We start from the raw sequence: 13,575 nt of genomic DNA, 5'->3' as shown, positions 1-13,575 counted from the left end.
GAAAGTCCTCCCATGGCGCTTTTTCTCCATCACATTGCGCTCTGCGCACCGCTCTTCATTCTCGTTGCGCTCGGCTGGGCGCTCATCAAGGCAAAAGTCTTCACGCCGGCGGTCACGAAGGCATTGGGAGGCTTCACTTTCCGGCTTCTGATGCCGGTGATGCTCTTTGAGCTCCTTTCGAACCTCTCCGAGATGCCGCCCATCGACTGGCGCATCCTCATTGCATTCTTCGGCTCCTGCGCCATTGTTTATCTCGCGGGGCGAAGCGCCGTGAAGCGCCTCTTTCATTCCGACGCCGCCGGCACGACGGTCCTCGCCATGGCCGGGATCTTCGGCAACAACGTTCAGCTCGGCGTCCCCATCGTGCAGGTGAGCCTCGGCGACGCGGCAATGCCCTCCATTTCGATCATCATTCTCTTCAACGTGCTCCTTCTCTGGACCGTTGCCATTGCATCCGTCGAATTCGGACGAAGCGGCCGGATCACAAACCCGAAGGAAGTTCTCGCGCCGATGCTGCGCGTCTTCCGCAATCCGGTCGTGCTCGGCATCATCGTCGGCACCGCCTGGGGGCTCACAGGGTGGCACCTTCCGGGCTTCGTCATGCAATCCGTTCATTACGTGTCGTCGGCCACGACCCCCATGTGCCTCATCGTGGTCGGCATGGGACTCGCTGAACACAGCTTCTCGTCAGCCCTCCCGAAGGGCGTTTTCGTTACGGTCGTGAAGCTCATGATCCAGCCTTTTCTTGTCTGGCTCATCGCCCGGCTCCTTGGGTTGGGATACCTTGAAACGAATGCCGTCACCCTCATGGCGGCGCTCCCCGTGGCGATCAATGCTTACCTGATGGCGCAGGACTTCCAGGCCGAGGAAGGCGGGGCAAGCAATGCCATCTTCGTCTCCACCTTTGCTTCAGCGATCACGGTTCCGCTTACGCTGACGCTCCTCGGCGTTGCGCCCTCTTTGTAGCGGAGCCTTTTGCTCATTGGCATTGACGGTCGTTGAGGTTGATACGAACGGGAACGATAGTGAGCGGGGAAAAGCCGTCGTTTTTTTCCTTCAATAAATTTACCTAAAGTTATTTAAGGTAAAATAATTGAAGGAAAACTAGAGCAAGGATACGACATGCGCTTTTATGGTCGGGAGGAAGAAATCCGTCTTCTGCGAAAACAGCTTGAACTCGCTATGAGGAACGAGGCTGGACGTCTCACTGTTGTCAGCGGCCGAAGACGCATTGGGAAGACAACTTTAATCCTGAAGGCGTTTGAGTCAGCCGCATGCCCAGTCATTTATCTTTTTGCTGAAAAGCGCGTGCAGGAAGCTGAACTTGTAGCCTCATGGACGGAAACGCTCGAGAAAACGCTGTCGCTCCCCTATAAGCCAGCGTTTTCAAATATCAATGAGATTCTTGAATTTCTCCTGAAAGCATCAACGAAAAATCCTATGGTCGTCATTATTGACGAGTGTCAGGAGCTCGACCGTATAGTCAATGCCTTCTGGAGTCGTCTCCAGAAAAGCTGGGACATCTTTCATCGGGGAAGCAAGCTCGTACTTGTCATGAGCGGTTCAGTAGCTAGTGCGCTCAGGCGAATTTTCAGCGATGCGAGCGAACCTTTGTACGGGAGGACAGATCTGCTTCTCGAAATTGAGCCTTTTGACAACGTTCTCCTCTCCACCATTGCGCGGAATGAATTTCCGCAAATCTCGCCGGAGGATCTTCTGACGCTTTATGCGCTCACAGGCGGCGTTGCCCGTTACGTCGAATTTTTTGTCGACAACGGCATCGGAAGCACGAACGACACGATCAATCTGGTCTTTTCACCTGAAGGCGCCTGGTTCCGCGAAGAAGGAACAGTTCTTCTCGCGAATGAGTTCCGAATGGAATCTCCCGTATACCAGACCATCCTGACAGCAGTTGCGCGCGGCGCAAATGAATGGAGCGCCATCAGCGGGAAAACCGGGAAAGCCGATGTAACGGTATACCTCTCCCGACTCGAAAACATCTTCAAATTGATTGAAAAAAGAGCGCCGCTCAACGGCCGGCTCGCCGGAAAAGGCGTTCGCTATTACCTGAGCGACCCGTTCTTCAAATTCTGGTACCGCTTTGTCGACCCGCTGGACCAGAGGTCTCTCGCCGCCCGCGCTCAATGGCCGCGGCTGCAGGAGTACTGCCGGGAAAACTGGCCGACCTATACGGGACGAACGCTCGAGGACTGGTTCCTCGCCCGATACCGCAGCGACCGCGAGTGGGATCAGGTCGGACCGTGGTGGGACAGACGCGGGGAAAATGAGATCGACCTCGTCGCCGTTTCTCATGCCGGCAAAAAAATCTTCTTTGCAGAGGTGAAGCGGAATCCTGAACAACTCGATATGCATGCGCTACACGTCAAGGGAGAGGCGTTTCTGAAGGCCAACGGCTCATTCGCCGGCTACACGCAGGAATACCGCGGTCTTTCGCTCGGGGACATGTAAGTTTTCCGACGCCAACCCGGCAGTTGGGAATCGGCAGAATGCAAACGGGGACGTCCGGAACGGAAAAACTCCGCCCGAAGCGTCCCCGCGAGAGATCGCTTCTCTTTTCAGAGTCGAACGCTTACTTCAGCGTCGCCGCATTCGTGCCGGCCGTACGACCGAAGACCATCACGTCCGCGATGGCGTTCCCGCCCAAACGGTTGCTCCCGTGAATGCCGCCCGTCACTTCGCCCGCGGCATAAAGCCCCGGAATGACGTGGCCTTCGGCATCAAGCACCTGCGCCTTCACGTTGATGCGGATGCCGCCCATCGTATGGTGCACGGTCGGGACCTTCCGGCAGGCGTACCAAGGACCGCCGTCGAGGACCTTGTCCGCGGCATTGTTGGCGAGGAACCCGAGCGGATCCTTGGCCTTCCCTTCAACAACGGCGTTGTAGCCAGCAACGCTTGCCTTCAGCTTGGCCGGATCCATGCCGGTCTTCTTCGCGAGGTCGTCGAGCGTATTGCCCTCAACAACGCTGCCGAGCGCGAGCATGTTGCGGATCGTTGCGCCGTTCGCGTCCACGAAGTCCGGGCTCGGATAACGGAGCTTGTTGACGACGATCCAGTAGGTGCCCTTGGGCTGCGCGAAAATCGCCTTCGCGAGCACGTCGCGCGCGGCGCCTTCATTCACGAACCTCTCGCCCGAAAGGTTGACGAAGATGCGGTTGCGCCCGGACGTGCGGATGTTTTCCATGAGGCCCGTACCCGGCGTGCCGCACGGATGAATCTGGATGTCGTCAAGGCCGATCAGCTCAGCGCCCACCTTCTTCGCCATCACGAGACCGTCGCCCTGAGCGGCCTTGGCAAGATTCGTGCAGCCGATCGAATTGTCGAGCTTCACTTCCTTCCAGACGCCGGTGTTGTATTCCTGACGCATCTTGATGTTGGCGCCGAAGCCGCCGGTGGCAATCACCACCGCACCCGCATCCACCGTAATCTTGCGGCCGAAATTCTCGGCCATCACGCCCGTGACGCGCTTGTTGGCGGTAATGAGATCCGTCACCTTGGTATCCGTGAGGACCTGAATGCGGCCGCCCGAATTCTTAATGACGTCTTCAAACGTACGGATGTAGGTATTGCCCGAAGGCGTCGCCGGATAGTGGCTTCTCTGCCAGAGGGCGCCCGTTGCGGTGCCGATCTCATCCTTAAACTTGACGCCCAAGCCTTCGAGCCAGTTGACCTCGTCCATTGAATGAGACGTGAGGTACTTCACGAGTTCAGGCGTTCCCTTGTTGTGGCCGCCCTTCATCGTCTGGTCGTAGAACTTCTGAACCGAGTCCTCGATGCCCTGCTTGCCCTGGCGAACCGGGTCGACGGCGTTCAGAGCACCTTCGGACACATTGGTCGAGCCCCCGAGGAACCCGAGCTTCTCGAGCACGAGAATGCGCTTCGCGCCCGCTTCTTCGGCAGCGATGGCAGCAGCAAGACCCGCTCCGCCGCCGCCCACGATGACGACGTCGGCCTTGTAGGTCTTTTCAACCGCCGGGTGCTTCTCGACCTTCTGACTGAGCGCCTTCATGTCGCCGCCCGCCTGCTTGAGGCAGTCGCGAACGCCCTGAAGGAGCGCGAAGCTCGAAATAGTCGCGCCGGTGACGGCGTCAACGCCCGTCGACTGGTAGTTGAGCACTTTCTGGCTCACGAGGTCGAGCGCGACCTTGCCGACGCCGATCGTTTCCAGATTTTTGGAATAGTCGATCTTTTCAATGCGGTTCTTCGAAACCGTCACCTTGACGGTCATCGGCGCATTGTGGCCGTTGACGGTCGCTTCGTAGACGCCGGGCTTGAAGGTGCTCGGCGCCGTGGCGGCAGCATTCGCCGTCGCGGCGGCGCTCGCGACGCCGAAGAAGGCGGCAAGGACTGCTTTGCCGAGCAGATCGGTATGCATGGACATGTTTTTTCTCTCCTTTATGAGAAATGCAGAAATTTCACGCCTCTCTCAGCGTCAATTCGGCATTTCTGTTTCAAGTATGAGCGTAACCGCGCCGCTGTGTAAACGACCTCTTTTTTCTTCTGAATTTCCCTTAGATGACGAGGATCTTCATCAAAGAAGGATTTCTCAGAGAACAAAAAAGCGGCCCGGGATGAATCGGACCGCTTCTTCTTTGCTTCAGGGCTTTTTAAAGGCCCGGCTGCAACGCCTTAGAGCGCGAACTGCGCTTCGGCAAACTTCCAGTTCACGAGCTTCGAGAAGAAGGCTTCAATGAACTTCGGACGGGCGTTGCGGTAGTCGATGTAGTAGGCGTGCTCCCAGTCGTCGAGCGTGAGGACGGGGGTCTTGCCTTCAGCAACCGGCGTGCCGGCATTCGAGGTATTGACGATCGCGAGCGAACCGTCGGCATCCTTCACGAGCCAGGTCCAGCCGGAGCCGAAGTTGCCGGCAGCCTGCTTGGAGAAAGCGGCGACGAAGGCGTCGAACGACCCCCAGGTCTTTTCGATCGCGGCGAGGAGCGCGCCTTCCGGACGGCCGCCGCCATTCGGGGTGAGGCACTTCCAGAAGAAGGAGTGGTTGAAGTGCTGCGCGGCATTGTTGAAGAGACCGCCCGCGGAGCCGCGGATGATGTCTTCGAGCGCGCGGCCTTCCCATTCGGTGCCCTTCACGAGGTTGTTGAGGTTCGTCACATAGGAGCGATGATGCTTGCCCCAGTGATATTCAATCGTCTCGGCGCTCATCGCGGGAGCGAGCGCATCGTGAGCAAAGGGGAGCTCGGGAAGCGTGAATTCGGTCATTTTTTGTCTCCTGAATAAGGAAAGTCTTGGTGCCCTTCATCATATCATTCGGGTTTTCCCTTCTGCCCGGATTACAGCTTGATATCAGAAATAAATTTGTTGCGAAATCCGACAGATATGATTTTTCTACCCTGACGATAGAAAAGACCTTTGCCGCAAAGCCTCTGATCACTCCTTCCCGGAGCAAATGCTTACACGCTCAACAACCGCTGCCGCCTCGCCGTCGAAGAACTGGACCTCAATCGAGTTCCCGCTCGAGAGATCCCGGGCCGCGCCGACAACGCGGCCGCCCAGGGAGATCCGGGCATAACCCGCACGGAGCGGCCGGTCGGGGTCGGCAAGCTTCAGGGCCGTCTCCGCCTGAGCAAGGCGCAGACCTAGCTGAGTCACGGTCCGCATGGGATCGGGCTTCTGCTGAAGCGCCCGGCGGTATTCCCTCTCGGCGTCGCCGAGCTTTCTCTCAATCGCGTCGCTGAGACGCTCTCCGGGCCATCCGAGGCGTTCCCCGCGCCTCTTTTCCTGAAGGTCCGCCATAGCGAGGAAGTGTTCGGCACGATCCTCGAGCACCCGTTCCGGCGCCGAAAGAACGCGCTCCGGATCAGCGAGGAAGGCTGCGGCCCGCTCCACACGCTCCGAATGCGTGCGGAGCACAAAGTCCGCCGACCTGAAGCGCTCCGCCATGAGGCTCACTGCCCTTTCGGCATTGGCGAGCCTCAGATCCATATCAGGCATGAGGGCCTGAGCGCGGTCGAAGCGCTGCATGGCGTGCTCGATTTCGCGGGTGAGGCCGCTCGAAAGCGTGTCGAAAAGCTTCTCGAGGCGCTTCATCCAGTATTCGCGGTCGGGACCGATGGATTCGGCAGCGGCCGTCGGGGTCGACGCCCTCAGATCCGCCGCAAAGTCCGCAATCGTAAAGTCCGCCTCGTGCCCGACGCCTGAGATGACGGGCGTTCGCATCGCGCGGATCGCGCGCGCGAGCTCTTCGTCGTTGAAGGCCTGAAGGTCCTCATAGGCGCCGCCGCCTCTCACGAGAAGCACCACGTCCGCCCCCGTCCGGTCGGCAGCCCGAAGGGCGGCAATCAACCGTGCAGGCGCATCCGCCCCCTGGACCGGCGCCTCAACGTGGAGAATCCGCACCCAGGGGGTTCTGCGCTCAATCGTGCGGCAGACGTCGCCGTAGGCGGCCGCGATCGAGCTCGTTACGAGCGCAACCCGTTTGACGAACCCCGGGATGGGGCGCTTCTTCGACTCATCGAAAAGCCCCTCGGCCTCGAGCTTCGCTTTGAGCCTCAGAAAGGCTTCGTAAAGGCTTCCCTGTCCCGCCGGCCGCCATTGCGAAGCAATGATCTGAAGCTTTCCTCGCTCGGCATAGATGTCCGTTCTTCCGCGGATTTCAATCTTGTCGCCGACCACGAAGAGGCGCCGCCCCTGCCGGGCGCCGCCGAAAAGGACGCAGTCGATGAGTCCTCTCTCGTCCTTGATGCTGAAGTAGACATGCCCGGCCCCGGACGTCTTCACCGCCGCGACTTCGCCCGAAATCCATAAGCCGTCGATGACGCCGTCGAGCGCATTCCGGATCCGTACGAGGGTCTCCGAAACCGTCAGAGGCTTTTCTTCCGCGACCGCGCCTTCGCGGTCGGGCGACGTGCGGTTCATGAGCGCGGCAGTGCCCTCAAAAGCCGGAACCGTTTCCCCGCGCTCTGCGGCCATCACCGACATCAGGGAGGGGGGCTCTTTCGGATAAGCCGGAGGCGGCATGAAGGGACTGCCCGCAGCGCCCGCGGAAACGCTCCTCGACCTGCTGACGCTCGAGGAATAACTCCCGAAAGCCGCCGTGCGGGACCGGGAAAAACGCGCGGAGGCCGAGTTCACAGAATCCGACGCACGGTTGGGCTCTGCTGAGGCTCGCCGCCTGAAGCTTTGCTCCTCCTTCTTCGCCTTTCCCGCGACAGCGTCGGAACGGCTGCTGCGGACCTGCCGAACGGTGCGGACCTCCCGCTCGGCCTCTTCAAAGAGGCTCTCGAAAAAGAGTGCATCGTCCGCCCCGGGATCATTGAAATCGTCGGGCGGTCCGCTGTGGAATCGGCTGGCCATGGAGGATCTTCTGAAAAGGAATAAGAAGGACTTTTTCGCGCGCTTCATTATGACAGCGTGGCATCCGGCTGTCGGAATCGGGGCGGTGGATAACCGCCATTCCTTTTCCACAGGTTCGCCCGGCCTCATCTCAAACGTCCGGCACCTTGCGGATCAAGGCGTCAGCGCCGGAAGGCGAAGGAGCCATCCACAGGAAATGTGAATAACTCACGATTTGCACAAAAAATAGGCAACGGAAAAATTTTAAGAAAACTGAAGACGTTGAAATATTTCTCCCAAAGTTGTCCACATGTCTGTCCACGGGCATGGAGGACAACCCGCAGGCAGAACTTCCGCACCGATTTGTCCACAGCAGATTCCGGCGGATTTGTCAAGGGAGAGACCTCAGCGCAGAGGATCATCGGACACGCCTATTAATGCCGAACGCCTTACATAGAGAGGAGAAGAGAAGAATGATACGGGTATCACTTCGAAGCTCATTTCCGCCTTTGGGATTCATTTTTCTCCCGGAACCCCTTTCTGTCCACAGAGTTATCCACAGACTTGATTGCGTTTTCCCTTTCCATGACGAAGGCCCGCCATATAGGGCTTTCTAATTAGTTCCGATAGTTGCAGATTCGGAAAGAGAAAAAGCCGGCAGAAGTTCTCCACTTTTCCACATGAAAAGTTGTCAACCGGAGCTTTGTCCGGACGAGAGATCCGGACCTCCTCCGGCAGCCCCCAAAAGACAAGCAGCTCCGGCTGCCGAACATTCAACCGGCAAAACGGAGCTGCAGTCTCTGAAGGACCTTGAGAACCCGAGGCCCCTGATGCTTTGGAAGCGTTACTTCGAGCTCTTCATGACCTCTTCGCCCGCGATGTGGCCGAAGACGAGAAGGTCCGTGAGCGCATTGCGGCCGAGGCGGTTGCCGCCATGAATGCCGCCCGTGATTTCGCCCGCGGCGAAGAGTCCCGGAATGGGCTTCCCGTTCTGGTCGAGAACGCGCGTTTCCTCATCGATCTTGAGGCCGCCCATCGTATGATGGATCGTAACCGTGATGGGCACGCAGTAGTAGGGCGCCTTGTCGACGGGCCAGCCGATCACGGCCTTCGGCACGGAGAGCGCGGAGTCGGACTGGAGCTTCGCGGCTTCGTTGTAGACCGCGATCGTCTTTTCAAGCCCCTCGGCGCTGATGCCCGCAGCCTTCGCGAGTTCGGGGAGCGAATTGGCGCGGAAGGCGTAGCCGTGCGTGATGGCGCGTTCGATATGTTCCGGACGAACCTTCTTCGCATCGATCGTCTTCTGGTCGTAGATCGAGAAGGCGACCTTGCCGGGCTGCGCGAGGATGCCGTGCGAAATGTCGTCGCGGCGGCCGGTTTCATCGGCAAAACGGAGACCGAGCTTGTTGACGTAGGGCGTGTCCTGCGGACGGCCGGCAATATTGGATTCGAGGTCGCCGTTCTTCGGATTGCCGTGCGGATGGATCTGGATCCAGGCCATGCCTTCGAGCGCCGCGCCGTCCTTCACCGCTTCCTCGATCACTTCACCCGTCGTGCCGGGCTGGTTCGAGGTGGCCGTCACGCTGATGCCGTTGTACTTCTTCACCATCGCGAGATTGGCGCCGTAGCCGCCGGCAGCGAGAATCACGCCCTTCGAGGCCGTGAACGCGTGCTTCTTCCCGTTCTTGTCCTGTGCAATCACGCCGGTGACGCGGCCGTTTTCGCGCACGATGTCGACCACCTGCATGTTGGTGAGGATGCTCGAACCCGCGGCCTTCACCTTGTCGGCAAGCGGCTTGATGTAAGCGTCATAGGTCGAGATCGGGGAGACTCCGTCCTTGGCGCGCGGGAACTGAGCGCGCGGGTAGAGCGCGCCGATGCCCATGTCGACGTACTTGCGGGCGATGTGCTCCCAGGTCATGTCGGACTGGTCGTCCAGCCACTGCATGGCGCGCGTGGCGTTTCGCGCCATCACGAGCACGAGCTTGGGATCCGCCTTGCAGTCGCCGCCGATGAGAGTCTGAAGCGCAAAGAGTTCAGGCGTATCGAAGATTTCCTTGCGGCCCGAAGCCTTGTAGTCGGCGTACTGCTTTCTCACGGTGTCCTGAATCGCCTGGATTTCCGCGGTCGGCACCTTGGCGTTGAGATACTTCTCCACAATCGCCTCGAGCGCCGGCGTCATCGGCTGGAGCTTTTCGGGTTCAGGATCGATCGCCGACATGTTGCCTTCGCTTCGTGCGGTGTTGCCGCCGATCATGGCCATCTTTTCGAGAACGATGACGCGTGCGCCCTGCTCAACCGCCGTGGCGGCAGCAACAAGACCCGCGCCGCCGGCGCCCACGATGACGACGTCGGCCTGGGTCGGGAAGGAAGCCGTCGCGGCATCCTTATGCGCCGCCTTCGCCTTCATCGACTTCGGATCGGCGCCCGCCTTTTCAAGCGCCTTCGAAACGGCAGCCTTAATGGCGTCGGACGTGATCGTTGCGCCCGAAACGACATCAACGTTCGGGGACTGGGCGGCGACGATGGCCGCGGGGAGCGCATCGGTCGCAAGCGACCCGATGCCCGGAGTTTCAGTGCTTTTCACGATGCGGACGGCCTCAATGCGGTTCGCGGAGACGTCGACTTCAACGGCGACTTCGCCGTTTCTGCCCGTGGCGGAGCCGGCGAAAGTACCGGCCGTCATCGCCTGAGAGACGCCTGCGGCAAGGAATGTGAGAGAAAAGAGGACGAGATTGCGGGAGGTGTGCATGATGCTTTTCTGAGTTCTTGTTCGGGTTCTTTTGTTTCTTTCGCGACTGACCGGACGGCCTTCTCGCGATGGACGAAATGCTAAAGATGTCCCTCAAATCGGAAAATGCGAAAATATCCTGCTCCCGGCATCAATTTTCGAAGCGACATCCATGCAGAAATCGACCTCAATCGACACCTATGCGCTTGAATTCTTTCTTTCGCTCATGGAAACCCGGTCGCTTGCCGCCTCGGCCGACGACTTCGCCGTGAGCTCCGCCACGGCGCAGCGGATGCTTCAGAAGCTGAGAGCGCATTTTTCCGACCCGCTCTTCACGCGCGAAGGCTTCGCGATGCGCCCGACGGCGAAGGCCGAGAGGATTGCCGTGAAGCTCCGGCCGCTTCTAGCGGGATTGCGCCGCCTCGGGCGCGATGCGGAAGAGGACTACAGCACCCGCCGGGAAACGCTCCGGTTCGCGGCCTACGACAATGCGTGCGCATCGATCTTTGCGCCGCTTTTTCCTCGCCTCATGGCGCGAGCTCCCAATCTCACGCTCCAGTTCCTGCAGGCAGACGAAAGAATGTTCGAGCTTCTGCGCGCCGGAGACCTCGACTTCGTGATTTATGCGAGGCAAGGGCTTTCGCCCGACCTCCGGTCGGCGGCGCTTCTCACGACGCCCTACGTCTGGGTCGCCCGAAAATCCCATCCCCTTGAAGGAAAGGTGCTGAAAAACGGCTTCATTTCGCCCGCCGACGCGGAAAGCTTCCCTCAGGTGATCGCGAACGCCCAGCCCGACCGCAGAAGAACGCCCAACGGTCCCGCCGAAGGGTGGTTCCAGCCGAAGCACGGGCGCGCGCCGGTGCTCCATCTCCCGTTCTTTCTCGCCGCGCCTTATTTCCTCGAAGGCTCGGACGCGCTCTGCGTGCTCCCGAGGGCGCTCGCGGAGCTCGCGCTCGACCCCGGCCGCTTCACGCTGCTTCCCGCCCCCGCAAACGCACCCACGCTCACGATGCGCCTCGCCTGGCATAAGCGCACGGATGAGGACCCGTACTTTCAATGGGTGCGGGGACTCTTCGAAGTACTCCTCAGAGAAAGAGAAGCGCAGCAGCCTGCATTCGACCGGACCTCCTCGAAGTCCCTAACGCAAAAAGGCGGACTTTCTCGGGAAGAGAACGGGACAGCCGGCGCCGGTACCGATTAAACTTTCAGTTTCGCTTTGGCTCTGAGGCTCGTTTTAAAGCCCACTTCTTTTGCTATATGTCTGACGACAAACCACCGCGAAGATCCGCGGCACTCTCCGGAACCGGAAAGACCGGCTTCCATTCCTCATTTCTTTTTTCGAGAGCGTGCCGCCAATGAGCAACCATCCCCGGCTTGAATCCTGGGTGCACAGCGTCTGGTCCCATCGCGGCCCGGTCGCCTGCCTCCTTTATCCGCTCTCCCTCATCTACCAGGCGGTAAGCGCTTCGCGCCGCCGCAGAACGGTGGCGAACCACCTCCCGGTGCCCGTCGTGGTCGTCGGGAACATCTACGTGGGCGGAACGGGGAAGACCCCCGTAACGATCGCGCTCGTGAGAGCGCTGCGAGCCCGCGGGTGGACGCCCGGCGTCATCTCGCGCGGGTTCGGGCGCTCTGAAGACGGGGTCCGCCTCGTGACGCCCGATTCCGACGCCTCTCAGGTGGGGGACGAACCGCTTCTCATCGCGCGCGAGTCGCTCGCCCCCGTAGCGGTCGGCCGCGAACGCGTGAAGGCGGGGCTCGAACTTCTTCGCGAGCATCCCGGCGTCAACATCATCATCTCGGACGACGGCCTGCAGCATGCGGCGCTTGCCCGCGACGTGGAGCTTGCCGTCATCGGCGCGAGAGGCCTCGGAAACGGCTGGCTTCTGCCCGCGGGTCCCCTTCGCGAACCCGTTTCCCGTCTCGACGACGTCGACGCCATCATCCTCAACACCACGACCGAATCCGTTGTGGAGAGCCGCACGCCGCGCTTTGCCGCCTCGAGCTGCTTCGGCGCCTGCCGGCGGCTTTCGACGGGCGAGGTGCGCGACATCGACACCATTGCCGCCGACCTTGAACGAACGGGCGGAAAGGCGCTTGCCGCTGCGGGCATTGCCGCGCCGGGGCGGTTCTTTGCGATGGTGCGCGGTCACGACATCGACTGCGCGGAGCTTGAGCTCGGCGACCACTTCGACTTTTCGAGCAATCCCTTCAGTGGCAGAAAGGAAGACGTCATTCTCATTACGGGGAAGGACGCCGTAAAGTGCGCGCAGATCCCTGAGATCAAGGGCGACGACCGCATCTGGGTAGTCGGCCTCGAGGTCGTTCTCGACCCTTATCTCATCGACCTCATCGACACCCGTGCTTCTGAAGCCGCGCGCAGGCTCGGCCGCCATCCAGAAGCCCAGAACGACAGCATCGAATAATTTTTTCTTCTAAAAACATCCATGACCCAGCGCATCCCCGAATTTTTAGTCTGTCCCGTCTGCAAGGGCAAGCTCATTGCCGGCAAATCCGAAGCCGCAGCCTCGCCCGAGGAACTTCTCTGTCCCGCCTGCGCGCTTGCCTTCCCGATTCAGGACGGCATCCCCATGATGCTCGCTCAGGACGCACGAAAGCTTTCGGACGAGGAAGCCGCGAAGGTCAAGCTCGAGGCCGAGCGCCTTTCGGGGAAGGCCCCGCGCCCCGGTCAGTTCTGATTGCCATTGAATGAAGAGGTTTTAAGCATGAGCTTCACCATCATCATTCCGGCGCGCATGAAGTCGACGCGTCTCCCCGAGAAGCCCCTGAAGGACATTCTCGGGAAACCCATGATCGTTCGCGTCGCTGAAGCCGCCCGGCGCACGAAGGCCGCCCGCGTTGCGGTCGCGACCGACCATGAGGCGATTCTCGAAGCCTGCCGCGCTGCGGGCGTTGAAGCCGTTCTCACGTCGCCCGATCATCCGACCGGCACGGACCGGCTCGCCGAAGCCGCGCGCCTCCTCGGGCTCGGTCCCGACGAAATCGTCGTGAACGTTCAGGGCGACGAACCCCTGATGCCCGCCGAAGTCGTCAACGACGCGGCTGAACTCCTCGCTTCCCGCCCCGAGTGCGCGATTGCCACAGCGGCGCATACGCTCACGTCGATCGAGGACTTCTTCAGCCCCAATGTCGTCAAGGTTGAGCTTGACGCCCGGGGGAATGCCCTCACTTTCTCGCGCGCCCCGATTCCGTGGCCGCGCGACGCTTTCCGGAAAAACCAGTCGAAGCTCCCCGAAGGCTTCAAGCCCCTCCATCACCTCGGGCTCTACGCCTATCGCGTGGCGTTCCTGGAAAAGTTCCCGACGCTTCCGCCCGCTCCGATTGAGGAGACGGAAAGCCTCGAGCAGCTGCGCGCCCTCTGGAACGGCGAAAAGATTGCCGTGCTGGTGCTTGATGAAGCGCTCCCTGCGGGCGTGGATACCGAAGCGGATCTCGAGCGCGTAAGAGAGGTCTTCAAAGCCCGCCTCGGAGCGTAAGACGCTCTTCGAAGCTCGCATGCTTCTACAGGCTCT

10 protein-coding genes are annotated in these 13,575 nt (G+C 60.3%); 6 read left to right on the top strand and 4 right to left on the bottom strand.

Annotated elements, in window-relative coordinates; genetic code table 11:
- The first annotated feature begins 12 nt into the window (after nucleotides 1-12).
- Nucleotides 13-966 (top strand): AEC family transporter, encoded by a 954-nt coding sequence (locus Q0106_RS07325; protein WP_297610953.1) that lies wholly within the window; start codon nucleotides 13-15, stop codon nucleotides 964-966.
- 156 nt (nucleotides 967-1,122) lie between these two features.
- Nucleotides 1,123-2,469: an ATP-binding protein gene (locus Q0106_RS07320; RefSeq protein WP_297610949.1), complete on the top strand. Its 1,347-nt coding sequence runs from the start codon at nucleotides 1,123-1,125 to the stop codon at nucleotides 2,467-2,469.
- A 121-nt stretch (nucleotides 2,470-2,590) separates the two neighbouring features.
- Here the strand turns inward: Q0106_RS07320 and Q0106_RS07315 are convergent, their stop codons facing one another.
- The 4 genes from Q0106_RS07315 to Q0106_RS07300 all read right to left on the bottom strand — a co-directional run bounded on the left by Q0106_RS07315 (nucleotide 2,591) and on the right by Q0106_RS07300 (nucleotide 10,063).
- The gene (locus Q0106_RS07315) at nucleotides 2,591-4,402 is read right to left on the bottom strand and encodes a flavocytochrome c (protein WP_297610946.1); all 1,812 of its coding nucleotides are present in this window, start codon (nucleotides 4,400-4,402) and stop codon (nucleotides 2,591-2,593) included.
- Between the two features lie 248 nt (nucleotides 4,403-4,650).
- Entirely contained in the window at nucleotides 4,651-5,238 is a 588-nt protein-coding gene (locus tag Q0106_RS07310; RefSeq protein ID WP_297610943.1) for a superoxide dismutase, read from the bottom strand.
- Between the two features lie 168 nt (nucleotides 5,239-5,406).
- Nucleotides 5,407-7,332: an exodeoxyribonuclease VII large subunit gene (gene xseA / locus Q0106_RS07305; protein WP_297610940.1), complete on the bottom strand. Its 1,926-nt coding sequence runs from the start codon at nucleotides 7,330-7,332 to the stop codon at nucleotides 5,407-5,409.
- 823 nt (nucleotides 7,333-8,155) lie between these two features.
- Nucleotides 8,156-10,063: a flavocytochrome c gene (locus Q0106_RS07300; RefSeq protein WP_297610937.1), complete on the bottom strand. Its 1,908-nt coding sequence runs from the start codon at nucleotides 10,061-10,063 to the stop codon at nucleotides 8,156-8,158.
- Nucleotides 10,064-10,214: 151 nt separating this feature from the next.
- On the opposite strand from Q0106_RS07300, the gene Q0106_RS07295 reads away from it, so the two are divergent.
- From Q0106_RS07295 to kdsB, 4 genes are all read left to right on the top strand, one after another.
- Nucleotides 10,215-11,243 (top strand): LysR family transcriptional regulator, encoded by a 1,029-nt coding sequence (locus Q0106_RS07295; RefSeq protein WP_297610935.1) that lies wholly within the window; start codon nucleotides 10,215-10,217, stop codon nucleotides 11,241-11,243.
- 154 nt (nucleotides 11,244-11,397) lie between these two features.
- A complete protein-coding gene (lpxK, locus tag Q0106_RS07290) occupies nucleotides 11,398-12,468 on the top strand; it encodes a tetraacyldisaccharide 4'-kinase (protein WP_297610932.1) in 1,071 nt (356 codons plus the stop codon).
- 21 nt (nucleotides 12,469-12,489) lie between these two features.
- Nucleotides 12,490-12,741, top strand: coding sequence for a Trm112 family protein (locus Q0106_RS07285; protein ID WP_297610928.1), 252 nt, complete (start codon nucleotides 12,490-12,492; stop codon nucleotides 12,739-12,741).
- Nucleotides 12,742-12,768: 27 nt separating this feature from the next.
- Nucleotides 12,769-13,539, top strand: a complete 771-nt coding sequence (kdsB, locus tag Q0106_RS07280) for a 3-deoxy-manno-octulosonate cytidylyltransferase (protein WP_297610925.1) — start codon at nucleotides 12,769-12,771, stop codon at nucleotides 13,537-13,539.
- Nucleotides 13,540-13,575 lie beyond the last annotated feature (36 nt).

This window comes from uncultured Sutterella sp. (assembly GCF_937923675.1).
Classification (GTDB): Bacteria; Pseudomonadota; Gammaproteobacteria; order Burkholderiales; family Burkholderiaceae_F; genus Sutterella.
Note: the sequence above shows the minus strand (reverse complement) of the source record. Positions and strands in the feature narration are given on the sequence as shown.